Origin of the sequence: Paenibacillus sp. Cedars (assembly GCF_003184205.1) — a bacterium.
Classification (GTDB): Bacteria; Bacillota; Bacilli; order Paenibacillales; family Paenibacillaceae; genus Paenibacillus_AQ; species Paenibacillus_AQ glucanolyticus.
On sequence record NZ_CP020866.1, the window covers coordinates 930995 to 950602 of the forward strand.

18 protein-coding genes are annotated in these 19608 nt (G+C 49.6%); 13 read left to right on the top strand and 5 right to left on the bottom strand.

Going from position 1 to position 19608, the window contains the following annotated elements; all coding sequences use genetic code 11:
• The first annotated feature begins 34 nt into the window (after positions 1–34).
• The 4 genes from B9D94_RS06010 (at position 35) to B9D94_RS06025 (ending at position 3227) form a co-directional block, all read left to right on the top strand.
• Entirely contained in the window at positions 35–919 is an 885-nt protein-coding gene (locus B9D94_RS06010; RefSeq protein ID WP_148246614.1) for a hypothetical protein, read from the top strand.
• Between the two features lie 174 nt (positions 920–1093).
• A complete protein-coding gene (serC, locus tag B9D94_RS06015; protein WP_148246615.1) occupies positions 1094–2182 on the top strand; it encodes a 3-phosphoserine/phosphohydroxythreonine transaminase in 1089 nt (362 codons plus the stop codon).
• Positions 2183–2311: 129 nt separating this feature from the next.
• Positions 2312–2776: a tRNA (uridine(34)/cytosine(34)/5-carboxymethylaminomethyluridine(34)-2'-O)-methyltransferase TrmL gene (gene trmL / locus B9D94_RS06020; protein WP_036639629.1), complete on the top strand. Its 465-nt coding sequence runs from the start codon at positions 2312–2314 to the stop codon at positions 2774–2776.
• A 196-nt stretch (positions 2777–2972) separates the two neighbouring features.
• A complete protein-coding gene (locus B9D94_RS06025) occupies positions 2973–3227 on the top strand; it encodes an AbrB/MazE/SpoVT family DNA-binding domain-containing protein (protein WP_009595823.1) in 255 nt (84 codons plus the stop codon).
• A 285-nt stretch (positions 3228–3512) separates the two neighbouring features.
• Here the strand turns inward: B9D94_RS06025 and B9D94_RS06030 are convergent, their stop codons facing one another.
• Positions 3513–4598: a phosphodiester glycosidase family protein gene (locus B9D94_RS06030; protein ID WP_148246616.1), complete on the bottom strand. Its 1086-nt coding sequence runs from the start codon at positions 4596–4598 to the stop codon at positions 3513–3515.
• A complete protein-coding gene (locus B9D94_RS06035) occupies positions 4595–5002 on the bottom strand; it encodes a hypothetical protein (RefSeq protein WP_036639662.1) in 408 nt (135 codons plus the stop codon). The genes B9D94_RS06030 and B9D94_RS06035 overlap by 4 nt, the downstream gene beginning before the upstream one ends.
• Before the next feature lie 381 nt (positions 5003–5383).
• On the opposite strand from B9D94_RS06035, the gene B9D94_RS06040 reads away from it, so the two are divergent.
• Positions 5384–6040 carry a helix-turn-helix transcriptional regulator gene (locus B9D94_RS06040; protein WP_006212175.1) on the top strand — a complete coding sequence of 219 codons (657 nt, stop codon included), beginning with the start codon at positions 5384–5386 and terminating at the stop codon, positions 6038–6040.
• Between the two features lie 110 nt (positions 6041–6150).
• On the top strand, positions 6151–7365 hold the full coding sequence (locus B9D94_RS06045; protein WP_036639622.1) for an aminotransferase-like domain-containing protein: 1215 nt from the start codon (positions 6151–6153) through the stop codon (positions 7363–7365).
• A gap of 141 nt (positions 7366–7506) precedes the next feature.
• Here B9D94_RS06045 and B9D94_RS06050 read toward each other — a convergent pair whose 3' ends face one another.
• Positions 7507–8286 carry a DUF2161 family putative PD-(D/E)XK-type phosphodiesterase gene (locus B9D94_RS06050; RefSeq protein WP_036639619.1) on the bottom strand — a complete coding sequence of 260 codons (780 nt, stop codon included), beginning with the start codon at positions 8284–8286 and terminating at the stop codon, positions 7507–7509.
• Positions 8287–8552: 266 nt separating this feature from the next.
• Between B9D94_RS06050 and B9D94_RS06055 the strand changes: the two genes are divergently transcribed.
• Together B9D94_RS06055 and B9D94_RS06060 are read left to right on the top strand one after the other, a co-directional pair.
• Entirely contained in the window at positions 8553–10448 is a 1896-nt protein-coding gene (locus tag B9D94_RS06055; RefSeq protein ID WP_148246617.1) for a PrkA family serine protein kinase, read from the top strand.
• 240 nt (positions 10449–10688) lie between these two features.
• On the top strand, positions 10689–11756 hold the full coding sequence (locus B9D94_RS06060) for a globin-coupled sensor protein (RefSeq protein WP_036639614.1): 1068 nt from the start codon (positions 10689–10691) through the stop codon (positions 11754–11756).
• A gap of 117 nt (positions 11757–11873) precedes the next feature.
• Here B9D94_RS06060 and B9D94_RS06065 read toward each other — a convergent pair whose 3' ends face one another.
• Positions 11874–13265, bottom strand: coding sequence for a SpoVR family protein (locus B9D94_RS06065; protein WP_006212170.1), 1392 nt, complete (start codon positions 13263–13265; stop codon positions 11874–11876).
• A 273-nt stretch (positions 13266–13538) separates the two neighbouring features.
• Between B9D94_RS06065 and B9D94_RS06070 the strand changes: the two genes are divergently transcribed.
• Positions 13539–15335, top strand: a complete 1797-nt coding sequence (locus B9D94_RS06070; RefSeq protein WP_006212169.1) for a S9 family peptidase — start codon at positions 13539–13541, stop codon at positions 15333–15335.
• 67 nt (positions 15336–15402) lie between these two features.
• On the opposite strand, the gene B9D94_RS06075 is transcribed toward B9D94_RS06070, so the two are convergent.
• Positions 15403–16377, bottom strand: coding sequence for a cation diffusion facilitator family transporter (locus B9D94_RS06075; protein ID WP_006212168.1), 975 nt, complete (start codon positions 16375–16377; stop codon positions 15403–15405).
• A 295-nt stretch (positions 16378–16672) separates the two neighbouring features.
• On the opposite strand from B9D94_RS06075, the gene B9D94_RS06080 reads away from it, so the two are divergent.
• The 4 genes from B9D94_RS06080 (at position 16673) to glpX (ending at position 19545) form a co-directional block, all read left to right on the top strand.
• Complete coding sequence (locus tag B9D94_RS06080; protein ID WP_006212167.1) at positions 16673–16855, top strand: GapA-binding peptide SR1P; 183 nt, start codon at positions 16673–16675, stop codon at positions 16853–16855.
• A gap of 186 nt (positions 16856–17041) precedes the next feature.
• Entirely contained in the window at positions 17042–17704 is a 663-nt protein-coding gene (locus tag B9D94_RS06085; protein WP_006212166.1) for a helix-turn-helix transcriptional regulator, read from the top strand.
• A 13-nt stretch (positions 17705–17717) separates the two neighbouring features.
• On the top strand, positions 17718–18524 hold the full coding sequence (locus B9D94_RS06090; protein ID WP_006212165.1) for a pyruvate, water dikinase regulatory protein: 807 nt from the start codon (positions 17718–17720) through the stop codon (positions 18522–18524).
• A gap of 46 nt (positions 18525–18570) precedes the next feature.
• Positions 18571–19545, top strand: coding sequence for a class II fructose-bisphosphatase (gene glpX / locus B9D94_RS06095; RefSeq protein ID WP_006212164.1), 975 nt, complete (start codon positions 18571–18573; stop codon positions 19543–19545).
• The last annotated feature ends 63 nt before the right edge of the window (positions 19546–19608 follow it).

Sequence of the window (19608 nt, forward strand, 5' to 3'; positions counted from 1 at the left end):
CTTCTTCATCATGAATGGAAAGGGAGCGATTAGCATGAGCCATCTATTAACGAACGGACAACTAGCCTTAGATATAGCGGATATTGATAGTTACCAAGGCACACGTTTTGATCGGACCGGATTCATTACACAGGTCAGGCTCGTGGGGAGCGGTCATACGTTCTGTGTTCATGAGTATGCAGAGGGATTTAACCCTGCCGGCGGATCAGGATTATGCAATGAATTTGGTCTTCACGACGGAATGGGGTACTCGGAAACCAGGGTAGGCGAGTGGTTTCCTAAACTAGGGGTAGGCCTTCTTAAGCGGGTTAATGAAGACGGTTATAACTTTCAGTATACGTATCCGCTGGAACCTTTCGATGTGGATATCACGGCGGACGATTTAAACATCACGTATGTGGTTCATGCAAGGAACACAAAGGGATATGCAGCCAGGCTGGTTAAGAAGATCTCCATCCAAGGTACCTCGTTGACCATGGATTATGAGCTCTGCAACGAAGGTAGCCGAAGGATTGATACGGAGGAATATATCCATAATTTCATAGGTATAAACGATCAGGACTCAGGACCAGAATACAAGCTGCGGCTGCCTGTACCTGTCCGATTTACGGAGGTTGAATCTGACTATACCTCCGGCTTGCTGTCTGTCCAGGGTTGCGAGGTGAACTGGAACGCCAAGCCGAGCAAGCCCTTTTATGGAAAGCTGGAAGGTTTCAACGGCAGTGACCATTCTTATTCATGGGAGCTCACGCATAAAGCCAGCAGGGCGGGAGTAAGGGAGAGCAGTGATTTTCCAGTCGCTTACATGGCGCTATGGGGTACTGGCCACGTGATTTCTCCCGAGGTGTTTATTCGTCTGAGTCTGGCTCCGGGAGAACAGAAATGCTGGAGAAGGCAGTTCCAATTCTTCAGTTGGTAAACAAAAGGGTGTCCCTTTTGGGTCTTCGCAGGTTGGAACTGTAGGATTTATCCGTTTTTGATGGAGAATAAAAAATTGTATAAAATGCACTTGATGGACCTTCGCTTTGTTGCTATGATTAGCTTTAAATCTATAAAGCGATAAAGGGAACAAGGAGAAAGGGTGGAGAGTCTTTTGAGCAAGAGAGCATACAATTTTAATGCAGGGCCTGCTGCGCTGCCGCTTGAAGTGTTGGAGCGCGCTCAGGCTGAATTCGTCAATTACGGGGATACGGGCATGTCGATCATGGAAATGTCGCATCGCGGTGCCGTCTATGAAGCAGTTCATAATGAAGCGCAGGAACGCCTGCTGTCCCTGCTGGGAAATCCGTCCGGGTACAAGGTGTTATTCATTCAGGGTGGTGCCAGCACGCAATTTGCGATGATTCCGATGAACTTTTTGGGACAAGGCCAGGTTGCAAATTATGTGATGACAGGCAGCTGGGCCGAGAAGGCGATTAAGGAAGCCAGGCTGATTGGCGAAACCCATGTTGCCGCCTCATCGGAAGCGAGCAAATACATGGCTTTGCCTGAGCTTCAAGATATCAAGCTATCCGATCATGCAGCTTATCTTCATCTGACTTCCAATGAAACCATTGAAGGCACACAGTTTAAGGAATTCCCGGATACCGGATCCGTACCGCTGATCTGCGATATGTCGAGTGATATCCTGAGCCGTCCTTTTGATCTAAGCCAATTTGCCATGGTATATGCCGGTGCGCAGAAGAACCTTGGACCATCCGGCGTGGCCGTTGTGATTGTCAGAGAGGATATGATTACAGATTCTCCTAAACATCTCCCAAGTATGCTCCGGTATGATACTTATTTGAAAAACAATTCGCTCTACAATACGCCGCCGTCCTTTGGCATATATATGATTAATGAGGTTCTCAAATGGATTCAGGAGAAGGGGGGGCTTGAAGGCGTTCAGGAGCTGAACCGCAAGAAAGCCGCACTCATCTATGATGCCATCGATAGCAGCGGCGGTTTCTATCGCGGCTGCGTGAACGCAGAAGTGCGTTCGGATATGAATATTACGTTCCGTCTGGGCACGGAAGAGCTGGAGAAGGAATTTGTGAAGGCTTCGGAGCAAGAAGGCTTTGTCGGTCTAAAAGGCCATCGCAGCGTCGGCGGTTTGCGCGCTTCGGTGTATAATGCCCTTCCGTACGAGAGCGTTCAGGCGCTTGTACAATTTATGCAGCAGTTCCAGAACAGCCGCAGCTAATACATCATCGAAGATGAACAGAAATAACCTTCCGCCCATCAGCGGAAGGTTATTTCTGGATACCCCGGGAATTCAGGATGGAATCGGTTATAATAGAAGAAAACAGAAGAAAAGGTGGACTTTATCAACATGGCATTACACATCGTACTAGTCGAACCGGAAATCCCCGCCAATACGGGCAATATCGCCAGAACCTGCGCCGCAACAGGCACTCATCTGCATCTGGTCCGTCCGCTCGGCTTTAATACAGATGACAAAACATTGAAGCGGGCAGGGCTGGATTACTGGTATGCCGTACATATTGAATACCACGATTCCTTTGAGGAATTAAAGGCACTGTATCCGGACGGACGTTATTTCTATGCCACGACGAAGGCAACCAAGCGTTACATGGATATCGAGTATCAGGATGGCGATTTTCTGGTTTTTGGCAAAGAGACCAAGGGTCTGCCTCCAGAGCTGCTTGCTGCAAATAGCGAGCATTGCATACGGATGCCAATGACAGATAAGGTCCGCTCGCTGAATTTGTCCAATTCGGCTGCGATTATGGTATACGAGGCATTACGCCAGCTGGATTTCCCGGGTATGGATTAAAAGCTGCAAAACTTCGAGTTTTTAGGGAAAAATCATCCAGTATACCTATTTGATATTGAAAAAAACTAAGAAATTCTTAATATCCAGCAGGATTCGACAACTTTTTATCGAACTATTATACTAGGCCCTTATTATCAGTTCTGTAATTGTGGTGTCAGAAATCACTTGTTGAAAATGAAAGAGGTGTACAATCGTTATGAAACCTGCTGGTGTTGTTCGTAAGGTCGATCAGCTGGGAAGAATCGTTCTGCCTAAGTCTCTGCGGAAGAGATATCAAATGAACGAGGGGGATCCCGTAGAAATTCTTGTACAGGGGGACCATATTATATTAGAGCGCTATCGTCCGAAGTGTGTCTTCTGTGGTTCTATGGATGGTGTAAGCGAGTTTAAAGAGCGCTACATCTGCTCGCAATGCATGTCCGAAATGCAACAGCTTCCGAAACATGCCTAGTTGCCTAATATGAATTACCTTTTGAGCATCGCTAAAGAGCGGTGCCTTTTTTGTTTCGCAATAAAATAAAAACTCCCCCGTATTTCGGGGGAGTTTATGCCTTACAGGCCTTTGGTTTTATCATCATTGTATGACGAGGTCCAAATGCCGACCATGTAAAGGGCAAACACGAGCATGACGATCCAAAAGGTTAATGAGAAAGACATCCTTGCCACCTCCTGCTAAGCTATTCTTATTATAACCACCTTGGGCGAAAAAATAAATGAGAATATGAAGCCGATTCCATTACTCGAAAAATAGGAAGTGTGTTGGCACGGGCCGCAGACTTCCGTCTGATGGCTTGTTCACGACACGACCGTTCAGGACAAGGGAGGCCGAGCCGCCGCCATCCAGATTATAAGCGTCGATGACGCCCAATTTTTTCAGCTTGTTTTGCAGTTCCTGCAGTGTAGCGCCGGATTTACCCTTCTCATCGTATCCTTCGGTTACGAGAATGAGCAGCTGATCATCCTTGTAATTGCCGATGACCGTGCGAGGTGCCCGTCCAGGGGCCGTTCGCCACTTCTCGGGAATGGTGGTTTTGTAGCCGTTTTGGAGCAGCACGGGCACAAAGGTAGCACCGAATACCGGATCCAGGCGATCAAGATCGCTCTGATTGTAGAATTTTCCACCGATCAGCTTGCCGGATTTGCTCATGCCGACAAAGGAAAGATCCTTAAAGCTCGGTTGAAATCCTGAAACGTACTTGCCCTTATAAAAGGTTGTGCTTAGCGGATGCCTGCCCCCGTTGCCATCCGCGTATCCGCCGGCATTAATGCCGGCAACCGCGCCATGCCGACTTACCGCACGCATGGTCGTTTCGACGGACCCGGGTCGGCCGCTTTCACTGCCCAGTGACATACTCATGGCGGAAGGGTCCTTCAGCTTGACCTTCATCGCGTAACCGTGATAGGTACCCGGATTGATCTTATATAACTCGATTCGAATCCGGTCGCTGTTAACCGTCTCGATCGGGACCCCCAGTTTGCTTGTGATCCGGCGGTTATAGATTTGCTCCGGGCGTGCAGCCTGGGATTCCGCGGTTCGCAGAATCGTTCCTACCGAGGCTGTCGTCTGCTGATAGAGCTTGGCTGTTTTTTCAATAGAAGATATCGTTTGCTCCGCAGTGACGGCCGCTTGATCCAATTCTTGCATGATGACGGCGGACTGTTCCGATATGCTGCTGGAAGGTATGTACTCAGCGGTTTCGTGTGATAGGTGCGGCGGCTTGGTTATCAACCACATACACAGCAGCAATCCGATAAAAGGAGCGATGGCTAGCATAAACGTGCGGTTGAGCTGCTTGGGACGAATATATCTCAGCCTGGTCACTTGAGCAGCTCCATCTTGCGTTCCAGCTCCTTCAGCTGTTTCTCTACCTGGCTTAACTGACTATACAGCTTATTGCTGTTGTCCGTCTTGCCGCTAGCCTGATCCTTGGTAAAGGTCAGCAGTTCATTAAAGGACTGAACCTTGCTCTGCATCTCATCCATTTCCTGAACCAGCTCATTAAACCTTTGGTCATACTCCGCTTTGAACGATGCCATCTCCTTGCGCGTATCCTGCTGCAACTGCACAACGACCTGCTCTTTTAAATGATTGCTATATAGGTAGGCTGCGGTCGTCCCCAGCCCGATCAGAACAATCCAAAATACCCAGAACCATTTGGTAGACGGCCCTTTTTGATGCACTTCCTCACGGGATTTATAGGGGGCATTGTTTTCCGGCTCTAACATTGGCATATCATCACCCCTCAAAAACTATCATTTTTTCCAGATATCATTCTATCATGTCAGGATTACTTTCGCAAAGACGAACAAAAAGCGCGCGTTTTTTATGAAAAATAGATTGCCTAGAAAGTTAGAGTGGGATACAATCTGTATAGATTTGATTATCAAATAGGATACATATAAGACATTCGCCATACATATCGTCAAAGGCCCTGCGTCTATAGGATTAATTAACCTTTTTTCTATACGGATAACAGGATGGAATTGTATCAATCCATAGCCGCAAACAACGAGAAATCGCATGCCGGGTATGTAAGGAAATGACGGCGCTTACTTAATAGAGATGATAGAGATTCAAGTTCGTTGAAACAGGAGGTCTATTAGAAAATGAATCAGGTTTGGCGGGTAGTTATAGTTGGCAGTCAACCTACAAGCATGCTGGGAACAAAATTGATTTTGGAAGAGCAGCAGGATCTGCTCGTTGAGGGAATGACATCCTCAGATTCAGAAGGGCTTCGATTGGTCGGGGATTTGCTTCCTGACTTGGTTCTATTGGATTATCACCTGCAGGAGCACACGTCTGAAGCCGTGCTGGAGCAGATGAAGCAGCTGTCTCCGAGGACCCATGTTGTCATCATGACCGATAACGATGGTCTTCCCTTGCTGCAATCCTTGATCAGCCGCGGCGCAAGCGGGCTGTTATCCAAACAGGCATCCACCTTTCAGCTTATACATATGATTACCGGCCTGCGGGAAGGTGTTGCATCACTGCCGCTCGAGTGGGTAAGGCAAGGAATATGGCCCCTAACGGCCTCTGCCATGAATGAAGGTGGACTTCAGCTCTCCGAGACGGAGGCCTTTATTATGGAACGGATTGTCCAAGGCATAACCTACGATAAAATTGCCATGGAAATTCAAGTAAGCCGCCGCTCCATTGATAATTACCTCCGCAAAATATACGTGAAGCTTGGGGTCTCCACCCGTGCGCAAGCGATCGAAAAGTACGCACTGTATACCCGCCAAGGCAGGCAAATATATGCGTGATGTGGTTCATAAGGTATAATATATAAACATCAGGAATACCTTTTAGAGGTTGTTAAGAGGCTCCTGAATACAAAACCGAGGTTTTGATAACGGTTAGAGGAGGGACTTCCATGCAGTATTCCTTTGCTTCCCGTGCACAGACCCTTTTGTCATCCCCGCTGCGCGATATCAGGGAACTTGCGAAGCGGGATTCTTTTATTTCCTTGGCAGAAGAGCTTCCGGCCGAAGAGTTATTCCCTCTGCATTCTCTGGCAGAGGCAGCGACATCGGTCCTGTCTGAGGATCCGCTAGCGCTGCAGTATGGTGAGGCGGAAGGATACGGGCCGCTCCGCGAATGGCTGAGCCAGGATTTTTCCCGGCGAAAGGGGCTTAGCGTTCAGCCCCAGCATATTTTACTGACAACCGGTACGCAGCAGGCCATTGACTTGCTGGTCAGGGTGTATGTGGACCCGGGTGACCCGGTGCTGGTCGAGAATCCAACCTCGCCTGGACTGCTTCAGGTGCTGCGTCTACAGGGCGCCCTCATTGTGCCTGTTGAGGGAGATCAGAACGGGATGCTGCCAGAGCATCTCGAAGCGATGATCCGGCAGCACAAGCCGAAGCTGCTGATGGCTGCGCCCAATTTTACCAATCCGACAGGCGTGATGTGGAGTTTGGAGCGGCGCAAGCAGGTGCTGGAGCTGTGTGTTCAGCATGGGCTTCTCATTGTGGAGGATGATTCTTACGGCGATCTTTATTTTGCGGATGCCAAGAATCAGGGGACAAGAATTCCTTCAATATTCTCACTGGAGGAACCCCAGGGTAAGCATGTTCTATATGTTGGCTCCTTCAGCAAAACGGTTGCACCGGCGCTTCGTACAGGATGGGCCGCAGGAAATCGGCGCGTCATTGAGATGATGACGGCGGTGAAGCAAATGGCCGATTGGCAATCCAGTATGCTGAATCAGCGGATGCTGCACAATCTGCTGGAATCCAAGCATTTTCAGCTGGAGGATCACATCGGCATGCTGAACCGGGAGTACGCAACGAGGCTTAAACTGATGGTAGAGCTGCTGAAGCGCAGCGCATGGAAGGATTCGACGTATGCGGTACCTTCCGGCGGGATGTTTCTCTGGGTGCAGCTGCCACCTGGCTTGAATGGCGATGCGCTGCTGAGAGCTTCTTTACTCAAAGGTGCGGCTTTCCTGCCAGGCTCGATGTGTTCCGCCGAAGATCATACCCGTGAATGCATCCGGCTGAATTTTACGCATCCGGGCCGGGATGAGCTGCTGCTGGGCATGAATCTGATCAGCGAAGCGGTGCTGGAATTTACTGCCCGTAATTAGACATGGAAGGCTGCTTCTTTAAGTATCGTTAATAACATAGGGTAGGCTGCTGATTGGACCTGTTATCAGGTCTGGAGTAGAATCAGCAGCCTTTTTTTGCATCACGGGATTTGCCGGTTTTCGGGCTGATGAATGTACATTTTATGATTTTAACACGGTGGCGTAGTCTGCCAGGGCTTGGATACCGGCAGGCGTCAGCACGTAGCGTCCGCGGCTCACCCGGCGGAACCAGCCATAATAATTGCGCTGCAGGATATCAGCAGCCGATCCTACGCCGCTTCGATCCCGCACAGCCGCGGGGGAAATGCCGGGCAGCGCAGCGGCTGCACGCCCTGCTTGAAGCCCGTGCTCCTGCTCCTGCAGTTCATGCAAGCTGCGCTGCTCCGCTTCCGCGGAATTCATGGCTGCAGCTACACGCAGCGTTTTCTCGCGATATGCGGTAACCAGCTTGGCTCTTGTTATGCCGCCCGTGTTGTAATCGCCGCTGCGCTCCCGAAACTCATACAACAGGCGCTCCTTCCGTCTGATGGCCGTTCGGCCCGTCTGTACGGCCATCTCCGGCTCACAGAGCACTTCCACAAAAGGCGCTTTGGTTTTGTAGAAGGTTACCGTGATAAGTCCCAGACCCAGGCGCCCGCATAACCCTGACAGCTCGTTCCAGCGCTGATTGACCGCTCCTTTTTTCGCACGGCTCTTCTCGACCGCCAGATAAACGTACGGAGTCAGCTTCAGTCTCTCGATGCCCTGGAGCAGCAGCGCAAGATTAAATGTTTTTTTTAACTCCACAATAAGCGGCTCCTCGAGGCCTTCCTTCATACCGACAAGATCACAATGGCGAACCTCACCTTTTACTTCATATCCATTCATTTCAAAAAAGGCTTTTAAGGGAGCGTACAGCTCGGCTTCATGCTTTATCGCCATGGTTACTCTCCTTTTGATCCGAAACATGTTTGATGTCACGTTAATGTAATTTCAGTATAGCATGGGGACTGCTTTCATGCGTATCCGGGTGTAGACTGCTCGGAGAGTTCATCAAAAAAGCACTTGCTTGACTTCGAAAATAAGGTCAACTATTCCAAGTAAGCCGCATAGGTATGTAATACACTTTTTTCGAAAATGGAATGTTTTCTAATGACGCTGTGGAATGGAAGCCAATCCCCATAAACAGACTCATAGGAGGTAGCGATATGGATATTTTCGAACGCATAGCATCGTATCGGGCTGAAGGCGACCGTTTGGCGTGGAGCGGCACATTCAGGGAATACATCGAATTGCTGAAGAAGGACCCCTCTCCAGCCATGACGGCACATGCCCGTGTATATGACATGATCGAATCCTACGGTTTTGAGGAGATCGGGGGCCAGAAAAAATATAAGTTTTTTGAACAGGAAATTTTCGGTCTCGACCGTGCGGTTGAGAAACTCGTAGAGGAATATTTCCATTCCGCGGCCCGCAGGCTCGATGTACGCAAACGCATACTGCTGCTTATGGGGCCGGTCAGCGGCGGTAAATCGACCTTGGTTACGCTGCTGAAGAGGGGCCTGGAGAAGCATTCCCGTACCGACCGGGGAGCGGTGTATGCGATCTCCGGCTGCCCGATGCAGGAGGAACCGCTGCATTTGATTCCTCTTGAGCTCAGACAGGAAATCGAGAAGGAGCTTGGCGTTCGAATTGAGGGGAATTTGTGCCCGGCCTGCCAGTTGAGACTCAAAACCGAATACGGTGGAGATATCGAGCAGGTTGAAGTCCAGCGGGTGCTCATCTCTGAGGAGAGCAGAGTCGGCATCGGGACATTCAGCCCTTCCGACCCTAAATCCCAGGACATTGCGGACTTAACCGGCAGCATCGATTTTTCCACCATTACGGAATATGGCTCAGAATCCGATCCTCGCGCGTACCGTTTTGACGGCGAGTTGAACAAGGCAAACCGCGGTCTGATGGAATTTCAGGAGATGCTGAAATGCGATGAGAAGTTTCTGTGGAATTTATTGTCCCTGACCCAGGAAGGAAACTTTAAAGCAGGCCGGTTTGCGCTGATCAGCGCGGATGAGCTGATTGTGGCCCATACCAACGAATCCGAGTACAAAGCGTTTATAGCAAACAAGAAAAATGAGGCGCTGCAGTCCCGGATGATTGTGATGCCGATTCCCTATAATCTGAGAGTCAGTGATGAGGAGAAAATCTACTCAAAGCTGATTGGCCAAAGTGATATGAAGCATATCCATGTGGCGCCGCATGCCCTTCGTTCAGCCGCCATATTCTCCGTATTGACGCGCCTGAAGGAAACGAAGAAGCAGGGCATGGACTTGATCAAAAAAATGCGCATGTACGACGGTGTGGAAGTAGAGGGCTATAAAGAAGCGGATTTAAAAGAGATGCAGAATGAATACCTGGAAGAGGGGATGTCCGGTATTGACCCGCGTTATGTCATCAACCGGATATCAAGTGCTCTTATTAAGCAAGATCTTCAGTGCATTAACGCGCTGGATGTGCTGCGGGCGATCAAGGACGGTCTGGATCAGCATGCTTCCATCACGAAGGACGAACGGGAGCGTTATCTGAACTTCATCGCCGCCGCACGTAAGGAATATGATGACTTGGCCAAGAAGGAGGTGCAGAAGGCTTTTGTGTATTCCTTCGAAGAGTCCGCCAAGACGCTGTTTGAGAATTATCTGGATAATATCGAGGCGTTCTGCAACTGGACGAAAATCCGCGATCCGCTGACCGATGAGGAGATGGATCCGGATGAAAGACTGATGCGCTCGATCGAGGAGCAGATCGGAGTCTCGGAAAATGCGAAGAAGGCTTTCCGGGAAGAGATTATGATTCGCATCTCAGCCTACTCGCGCAAGGGCAAAAAATTCGAGTACCACAATCATGAGCGCCTGCGCGAAGCGATTGAGAAGAAGCTGTTCACCGATCTCAAGGATATCGTCAAGATTACAACCTCGACCAAAACACCGGATGCCGTGCAGTTGAAACGGATCAATGAGGTCAGCTCCAGATTGATTGAGGAGCATGGATATTGCCCGGTATGTGCCAACGAGCTGCTGCGCTATGTGGGCAGTCTGTTGAACCGGTAATGTCGAAGCTGTATGTTGAAGTTGTAATCTAGAACAAAGTGATTAACGTGAGAGACTACTCTATGGATTCGGGGTGGTTTCTCACGGTTTATAAAGGAGTTATCCTGGTTATGATTGGTGCAAACCTGCGTGTAATTAGGACTTTAGGATTATGTCCAGGTGGTAAATATAGGCTATAATGGACCCTAAGTACTTGAACCTGTGATATGGATCACGCTATTTAGGAGTGGATTTTTCGAAATGATTGATGTTTCCCCAAAAAGACGTCAACAGCTGGAGTTTATCGGATTGGATGAGCACGGGTTGGCGCTGTTAGCCAACCATCGTGATGTGTTTGAGAAGGTCGTGGAAGAGGTCGTTAACCGGTTTTACGCGCAGATCGGCACACAGCCGCAGCTGATGCAGATTATTGATCGTACCTCGACCATGGAGCGGCTGAAGGAGACCCAGCGGGTGTATTGGTTGTCACTCGCAGCTGGCAGAGTGGATGAGTCTTACATTTCCGACCGAATCAAGATCGGACAGGTTCATTCCAGAATTGGCCTGACAACGGACTATTATCTCGGAAGCTACATGGTGTATCTTGATATTGCAGCCGATTTGCTGAAACAAATCGTGCCGGATCAGTGGACTCAAGTGGTGCATGCGCTTAGCAAAATGTTTAATTTGGATTCCCAGCTCGTACTGGAAGCTTACGAAATGAAAGAGAAAGAGAAGATTAACCGATTGGTCACGGATCAGCAAAAAATGTTGGAAGCGATTACAGAAGCAGTCCAGGAATTGACCGCCATGATTGTGGAGCTGGATCAAAGTGCAGCGCTTATGGCCGACAATGCCATGAAGACAGCAGAAGCGCAGGATAAAGCGCATACACTAACTTCGGAGCTTGGCAATGAAATCCTGCACATCGAACAGATGGGGAGTTTGATCCGGGAAATTTCGGATCAGAGCCACTTGCTCGGCCTGAATGCCGCGATTGAAGCAGCTCATGCTGGCGAGTTAGGCCGAGGTTTCGAAGTTGTTGCTGGCGAAGTGCGAAAGCTTGCCACCCATTCCAAGAAGGCGATGGACGAAATTCAGGACAAGGTCAGCGGCATCATCCGCAAGCTGGGGCTCGTTGAACAGGAATCGGAGAAAACGTCAATTAATGCCCGCAATCAGGCGGCAAGCTCGCAGGAACTGGCTGCCTTCGTGAAGATGATGGAGAAGCTGGCTGATGATTTGGAATCGCTTCAACATGAGTATGATGTTCAGAAGCATGATACCCATGTCGAAACCTTGAAGCAAGCTGAGAAGGTGACCGTCTAGGTCAAGCAGCCTACGCATGGATCGTTGAATATCGGTAAACAAAGCACCCGCGATGAGGGATTCACTCACTCGCGGGTGCTGTTGTTGTAAGCAGCTATATCCATGCATCAAGCACTGTTAAATAAATCGCCGATGAAGTTTCTTGCCGTCATAGGAGAACAGAATCGGTTTGCCTTCGATCATGCTGTGCAGATGCACAGGTTTGCCCCAGAGCCGGTAAACATAAGGGATGGTGCGTTCCATGTATTTAAGGTCAAGCTCAATCCCTTCGTATAAATGCTTGATCATCATCTCACCGGAACGGAGATGATCGCCATCGGTAATGACGAGAAACGGGGAACCTCCGTTCACACGGGAAACGACCAGCTGGTCGCGGATATTCTCCCATGCTTTGTCGGTGATTTTCCACTCCGGCCCCTTTTTCTCAAACACGTAGAGATCCAGATCCTCCACTAATTCCTTTGTCAAATAATTGCGCAGGAATGAGATGTCCGAATCATATTCGCGTACATCAAACATCTTCTCCCGGTCCCAGCGGCGTTCGATATCCTCGAAAATCTTAAGCCCGAGGTAATAAGGGTTCAAGCTGTGGCGTGACGGCTGTACGACCGAGGCGTTAAGCTTGGCGAATTCCACGGTTTCCTCGCTGGTCAGATCCATTTCCCGCAGGATGCGCTGATGCCAGTACGAAGCCCAGCCTTCGTTCATGATCTTCGTTTCCATCTGCGGCCAGAAGTACAGCATCTCCTCTCGCAGCATGCTCATGATATCCCGCTGCCAATCCTCCAGAATATCGGAGTGTTCCTGAATAAACCACATGATGTCTTTCTCCGGTTCCGGCGGGAAGCGCTTTGGTGTCGGGGTTGAATTCTCGGCTTTCTCTTGCTTTTCTTCATCGATGTCCCACAAATCGTCGTACCGGCCAGGGGGCTTATGCCGTTTGGCTTCCTCCTTGCGCTCCAGTACCCGGCGAGCATTGTAACGCTGCTTGTCGAGTTTATCCGGTCTAATAATATGAGGATCTACATGCTCCTGAATCGCAAGCACAGCATCGATAAACTGCTCAACCGCTTCGGTCCCGTGCTCAATCTCATAGCGGGAGATACGCTCGGCCGTTGCCGACATGCTCTCGACCATATTGCGGTTGGAGACGGAGAAGCGGGCGTTGTTCTTGAAGAAATCACAGTGTGCCAGCACATGGGCCACAATGAGTTTGTTCTGGATCAGGGAATTGCCGTCCAGGAGAAACGCGTAGCACGGATTGGAGTTGATGACGAGTTCGTATATTTTGCTAAGGCCGAAGTCGTATTGCAACTTCATTTTATTAAAGGTTTTTCCAAAGCTCCAATGGCTGAACCGGGTGGGCATGCCGTAGGCGCCGAAGGTGTATATGATGTCTGCCGGGCAGATCTCATATCGCATAGGGTAAAAATCAAGGCCAAAGCCTGTAGCGATTTCGGTAATCTCCGCAATAGAACGTTCCAGTTCCGCGATCTCGTCTTGGTGCACGAGGATCCCCCCTTCGTCATGAAAAACATGGTTCTTATCATTTATATGGCAACTCGCTGCAGATATGCGGGCTGAAGAGGGGAGGGCGTGAATATGTACAGGCCGCTTCTAGAAACTGGGCTTTCAGCCCAGTCTGAAGATGTAGGAAGCGTCCGGTCTATGTAATGATGTTCTGTATGAAACTTTGCGTTATAATGGGAGTAATCCAGCGGATTGGAAGACTTGCCCATTTATTAACCGATGGACAATAATATGAAGTAGGGAGGCATATGGATGATTGAATTTCCCAAACCCGATGTAGAACAGTTTTTTCAAACGTACAGTATTCGTACTTTTGGAATCAGTGCAGACGAGTCACGGCTTGTGTTCAGCAGCAGTCTGAACGGAAAGTTTAATTTATGGGCGATGGATTTAGCAGGGGATACAGCTTACCCTTACCCGCTTACATACAATGATCAGATCAGCAGCTTTATCAAGCTCGACCCGGAAGGACGACATATTTTAACAGCCTTTGACCGTGATGGGAATGAGAACTATCAATTCCACGCGCTGCGCTGGAACGGCGGGGAGCCGATTCCTCTGTTTGAAGGAGCGTCAGGGGATGACAAGCATTATTTTGTACATCTGTCAGAGGACGGCAGACGCTTATACTATGTAACTTCGAAAGACAATCCATCCTTCCTGAACTCGCGCGTGTTTCATCTGGACACCAAAGAGGATCAACTCCTGCTTGAGGGCAAGGATACGTCAACCGAAATGTGTGCAGTAAGTCCCGATGAGAAGACCATCGCATACACCAAAATGTATGCCAACACCTACTATGTGAGTTATGTGCAGCGTGAAGGCGAAGAGCCGTTGTGCCTGACCCCTTCTCCTGAGCAGGTGCATATTTCGGGCGATGCGCTGTTTATTGACAACGATCAAGTCATTTTTGCTACGGATTATGAATCGGAATTTTCCTACGTTGCCCGCTACGATATTCCTCAGCAGAAGTTTGAGCCCTTGTGCCGTATCGATCGGGAAAGCATCCAGCTCCTGCGCTATCATAAGGATTCGCAGACGCTGTACATCGTTACGGAGAAAGGGGTGGAGGATCGGCTGTATGCCTATTCGCTCGATAGCGGCGAGTTAACGCCCATACCGCTTCCTTCCGACATTGTGGAGCAGCTGAATGTGACAAAGTCGGGCCATCTGTACCTGCTCGCCCGTGGTGCCGTGAAGCCGCTTAACATTTACCGCTATGCGGACGGCAAGTGGAGCATGATAACCAAGAACGTTCTGACAGGATTAACCGATGAGGATTTGGTGGCGCCGGATGTCGTGACCTATAACTCTTTTGACGGCATGGAGATCGAGGCGCTCTTGTTCCGTGCCCAATCCCATGTTGCGAACGGTTATACGGTATTTTGGCCGCATGGAGGTCCGCAAGCCTCGGAGCGCAAGCAGTTCCGCTCCATGTTCCAGTATATTCTAGCCAAGGGATACAACATCTTCTGTCCAAACTTCCGCGGCAGTACGGGTTATGGCAGCTCCTTCGTGAAATTGGTGGAACAGGATTGGGGCGAGGGACCGCGCAAGGACTGTCTGGCAGGGATGGATTGGCTGTTTGAGCAAGGTATTTCAAGCCGGGAGAAACTCTTTGTCATGGGTGGAAGTTATGGCGGTTATATGACCTTGCTGCTGGCAGGGCGCAATCCGGAGTATTTCAAGGCTGCTGTCGATATCGTCGGGGTCAGCAATCTGTTTACCTTCTACAACTCGGTACCGGAGCATTGGAAACCGATTATGGAGCGCTGGATTGGCGATCCGGAGCGGGATAAGGAAAGATTCATTAAGGATTCGCCGATTACGTATCTGGATGACATGGTGAATCCGATGCTGATCATTCAAGGGGCTAACGATCCGCGTGTCGTTAAGGAGGAATCCGACCAAATCGTCGAGGCGCTCCGGGCTAAAGGCCGGGATGTGGAATACCTTGTGTTTGACGATGAGGGCCATGGCATCACCAAAAAGGCCAATGAAAAAATCGCTTACGCGCGCATGGATGAGTTTCTTAAACGCAATCATTAATCATTAGGGCAAAAAAAGAAGAGGCATCCCTCGGGTCCATCAGACCTTGAAGGTTGCCTCTTTCCGTTTATTGATCCAGATCCTCGCGAGGATTCCACAGCTTGATTCCGTCGTCTTCCAGGATACCCAGAGTTACATCCGAGATATTCGGATCCTGTGTCAGTATGGCGTTGATTCTCATTTTGGTATGGCTGGCTTCGGCAAGCGACATCCCTTTTTTCAGTTCGATATACGCCTCCACGTGATAGTTGCGGCCCTCTTGCAGAATACGCAGACGGTTGATATCCCGCACGTCCGGGTCGTTAAGAATGAGATTGGAGATTTTCTCCTCGACATCCTTAGGCGCGGCAACTCCGATCAAGCCCACCATGTTGTCATATCCAACTTTAAAGGCAACGCCGACCATCAGGCAGCCGATCAGAATCGTAGCAATTCCGTCCAGGATGAGGAAATCCATGAAATGCGCAAACACGATGGCAATGAGAGCGAAGAGGGCGCCAAGCGTGGCAACAATGTCTTCATAGAACACCAGCCTTGTTGGCGGAGCAGCGCGACCGGCATTTTTGAATGCGGCAGGCAGCAAGGCAAAACCGGTTGCTTGAACGCGGGTTTCCTTCATAATCTCTTTCATGGCTTTCATCAGAATGGAGCCGTCTATAATGACAGCGATGACCAGTACGATAAAATTGAGCCAGAAATTCGTAGCTTCTTCAGGGTGCTTTAATAACTTGAACCCTTTGAGTATCGTTTCATACGCCATGATGGTCACCACGATAACAGCAACCATGCAGACCAGATTAATAACCCTGCCGAATCCGGTCGGGAACTTCTTGGTCGGCTTTCGCTCTGCCAGTACGCTGCCCACAAATACAAATCCCTGGTTCACGGCGTCAGCCACCGAGTGCATGGCGGATGCAAACATCGTTCCGCTGCCGCTGATGGAGGCGGCAATTGCCTTAATAATAGACAATCCGGTGTTGCCCAAAGCCGCAATCGCTGAAGAGGTGTTTCCTTTCTTAATGAGCTGCCAAGTGTTCTTCAATCCAAACCCTCCGTCTAAAATGTCAATTTCTATTTAATCTGAAGTATATATTATCATACCATTCCAAAATAAGGGTATCCTCATTCTCGGCAAGAATGGTAATTATCACGAAATTTACTTACCATGTTTTTTAATACATTAAACATGATTGACTCATATCTTCATTTCTTACCCAATACATTAAGAATATAGTGGAAAATAAAGGGATGAGTAAGCAGAGGAGAATTGAATTCGGCCCCTTAACGAGCAAGCAACTGCCTTGCAGCAAAGTCAATAAACATAAGGAGGAAATGTTATGAAAGCGTTAACAAGTCCGGAGGCAGTAAAGGGTAATGGGAACGAGGAATGGGGGCTTATTATTTGCTCCAGATGCGATGAAATGGTGGACACGATTCCTACCGACGGCGTAAAGATCATCTACGGATATTGCGGCAAAGGAGAATGCAAAGGCACCGGGCCCAAGGATGGATCATCATAACGATTAGCCAAAATGAAAACGAAAGCATGCTTAAGGGACGTCTGTTCCGAGGGCATGCTTTTTTATTGAATTATAAGCTTTTTTGATGGGAACCAAAAAAAATATTGATACCCAATAAAGCAAATTTAGACGAAAATATGTTGCATATATAATATATATGACGTATTATATCGGCAAGTAGAGGAAATGCATGCAGGAGGGATCACTATCGAACTGACGACAAGGCAGCAGGATATCGTCGATATCGTAAAAAAACACGCACCCATTACAGGAGATCAGATTGCGGAGATGCTGAATGTCAGCCGAGCTACGCTTCGCACCGATTTATCCAAGCTTGTGGTGTTGGATTATATCGATGCCAAACCCAAGGTAGGGTATTTTCTGGGGAAGCGGGGAACTCCTGACCGGGAGGAGAAGTTCCGCCTTCTCAAAATGAAGGTTGGCGACCTGCACGGCGTTCCGGTAATTGTACGCGAGACAACGACGATTCACGAGGCCGTTGTATCCTTGTTTCTGGAGAATGTAGGGAATCTGATCGTTACCGACGCCGATGGTCATCTCGCGGGCATTGTGTCCCGCAAGGATCTGCTCAAGGTGACGCTTGGAAATCCGACGGCGTCCTCCATGCCGGTAAGCCTGATTATGACCCGCCAGGCGAATGTGACAACCGTTCAGCCGGAAGATACGGTACTGGACGCCGCACGTAAAATCATCAATCATCAAATCGACAGCTTGCCGGTTGTTGTGCCATCCACCACGGGGAATCCGGGGGAGCACTGGAAGGTCGTGGGCCGGATCACGAAAACAAATATCATCAAAATGCTGCTCGACATGGTAGCCGAGGAATAGTGGGAGGAATCGGATGAATCAGGCAATAACTCATTTCATAGCAATCTGTTCAGACTCCATCGGGGAGACGGCCGAAGCGGTTGTCCAAGCTACATTGCGCCAGTTCGAGCTCCCGAATACAGAGATTAAGCGATATATGAATGTACGGGAAGAAGATGAATTGACCGAGCTGATGGAGGAGGTGGCACGGCGCGGAGGTTTTGTGGCTTACACGCTCGTGCAGCCGGAGCTTCGCGAGGTCATTCGAGAGGAAGCCGTGCGGCTCAATATTCGTACAGTGGATATTATGGGTCCGATGATGCAGGCGTTCGCCGATACGTTTAACGACTATCCCAAACGGCTGCCGGGGCTGCTGCACCGGCTCGACGACAGCTACTTCCGGCGTGTGGAAGCGATGGAATTTGCTGTTCAGTATGACGATGGCAAAGATGTGAGTGCCATCTTGAAGGCGGATATCATCCTGCTGGGCGTATCCAGAATCTCGAAGACGCCGCTATCGATGTTTCTCGCTCATAAAGGCTACAAGACGGTGAATTTTCCGATTGTGCCGGAGATGTCACCCCCATCCCAGCTTAGAGAAGTAACGAATGGGAACATCATTGGACTTACGATAGAGCCGGAGCATCTTCTCAAAATCCGCAGCGAGCGTTTAAAAGTAATGGGGCTCCCGCATCAGGTACAGTACGCATCCCTTGAGAGGATTCAAGAGGAGCTGGATTATGCCTTGTCGCTGTATACAGAACTGGGATGCCCTGTCATCGATGTCACCGACAAGGCCATAGAGGAATCCGCAGGTCTGATTATGAATTTCTTGAAGTAAGCAGGCAGGAATGGGTATGGAAAAAAGCAGAAGGAGGGGATTCATAATGGAGAGTTCATTAGCATTGGAGCTTGTAAGAGTGACGGAGGAAGCGGCATTGCAATCCGCCCGGTGGACAGGAAGAGGAGACAAGAACAGTGCTGATGAAGCCGCTACGGTCGCCATGCGCAAGCATTTTGATTCCGCAGCGATGGATGGGGTTGTTGTCATTGGGGAAGGCGAGATGGATGAAGCGCCCATGCTGTATATTGGAGAGCGCGTAGGGAACGGCAAAGGTCCGAAGATGGATGTGGCCGTCGATCCTCTCGAAGGAACCGAAACGGTAGCAAACGGGCTGAATAACGCCCTGTCTGTGATTGCAGCCGCTCCTCAGGGAACCCTTCTGCATGCGCCTGATATCTATATGCATAAGCTTGCGGTAGGACCTGAGCTTGCAGGCAAGCTGAGTTTGGACGATCCCATTGCGGTTACGCTTCAAAAGGCATCTGAGCTGTTATCAAAACCGCTGTCGGAGATGACGGTCTCCATTCTGGATCGTGAGCGTCACAGCTCCATGATTCGAGACTTGAGGGAGTCCGGGGTAAGAATCAAGCTGCTGAGTCATGGCGATGTCATGGGTGCGATCGAGACCTGCACCGACAGCGAGGTGGATCTCTATGTGGGTTCCGGAGGAGCACCGGAAGGTGTGCTTGCCGCTGCTGCCCTGAAATGTCTGGGCGGAGAAATCCAGGGGCGGCTTATACCGGAGACACCGGAGGATTATGTAAGATGTCAGGCTATGGGCTTGAAACATCCGGAGCAGCTGCTGTCGATGGAGGATATGGTAGGGCGGGAAGGCGTACTGTTTGTAGCTACCGGCGTTACGGCCGGGGATTTCCTGCGCGGCGTTAAATATATGGGTCAGCGTGCCGAAACGCATTCGGTCATGATGTATTCCGGCACAAGAACCGTTCGTTATATCCGCAGTGTTCATCATCTGTTTCAGAGTAATGAAACCTTAGCAGCGGCAGCGTCTTCATAATCACTCAAGTCTGAATAGACCAAGGGCACTCGAAGGGATGTAACCTTTCGACGTGCCCTTTTC

Excerpts from the sequence above, each read along its gene's own strand:
- B9D94_RS06010 (WP_148246614.1), top strand. The coding sequence starts at position 35 with ATGAGCCATCTATTAACGAACGGACAACTAGCCTTAGATATAGCGGAT.
- trmL (WP_036639629.1), top strand. The coding sequence starts at position 2,312 with ATGGCATTACACATCGTACTAGTCGAACCGGAAATCCCCGCCAATACG.
- B9D94_RS06025 (WP_009595823.1), top strand. The coding sequence starts at position 2,973 with ATGAAACCTGCTGGTGTTGTTCGTAAGGTCGATCAGCTGGGAAGAATC.
- B9D94_RS06035 (WP_036639662.1), bottom strand. The coding sequence starts at position 5,002 with ATGTTAGAGCCGGAAAACAATGCCCCCTATAAATCCCGTGAGGAAGTG.
- B9D94_RS06040 (WP_006212175.1), top strand. The coding sequence starts at position 5,384 with ATGAATCAGGTTTGGCGGGTAGTTATAGTTGGCAGTCAACCTACAAGC.
- B9D94_RS06045 (WP_036639622.1), top strand. The coding sequence starts at position 6,151 with ATGCAGTATTCCTTTGCTTCCCGTGCACAGACCCTTTTGTCATCCCCG.
- B9D94_RS06050 (WP_036639619.1), bottom strand. The coding sequence starts at position 8,286 with ATGGCGATAAAGCATGAAGCCGAGCTGTACGCTCCCTTAAAAGCCTTT.
- B9D94_RS06055 (WP_148246617.1), top strand. The coding sequence starts at position 8,553 with ATGGATATTTTCGAACGCATAGCATCGTATCGGGCTGAAGGCGACCGT.
- B9D94_RS06060 (WP_036639614.1), top strand. The coding sequence starts at position 10,689 with ATGATTGATGTTTCCCCAAAAAGACGTCAACAGCTGGAGTTTATCGGA.
- B9D94_RS06070 (WP_006212169.1), top strand. The coding sequence starts at position 13,539 with ATGATTGAATTTCCCAAACCCGATGTAGAACAGTTTTTTCAAACGTAC.
- B9D94_RS06080 (WP_006212167.1), top strand. The coding sequence starts at position 16,673 with ATGAAAGCGTTAACAAGTCCGGAGGCAGTAAAGGGTAATGGGAACGAG.
- B9D94_RS06085 (WP_006212166.1), top strand. The coding sequence starts at position 17,042 with ATGCATGCAGGAGGGATCACTATCGAACTGACGACAAGGCAGCAGGAT.
- B9D94_RS06090 (WP_006212165.1), top strand. The coding sequence starts at position 17,718 with ATGAATCAGGCAATAACTCATTTCATAGCAATCTGTTCAGACTCCATC.
- glpX (WP_006212164.1), top strand. The coding sequence starts at position 18,571 with ATGGAGAGTTCATTAGCATTGGAGCTTGTAAGAGTGACGGAGGAAGCG.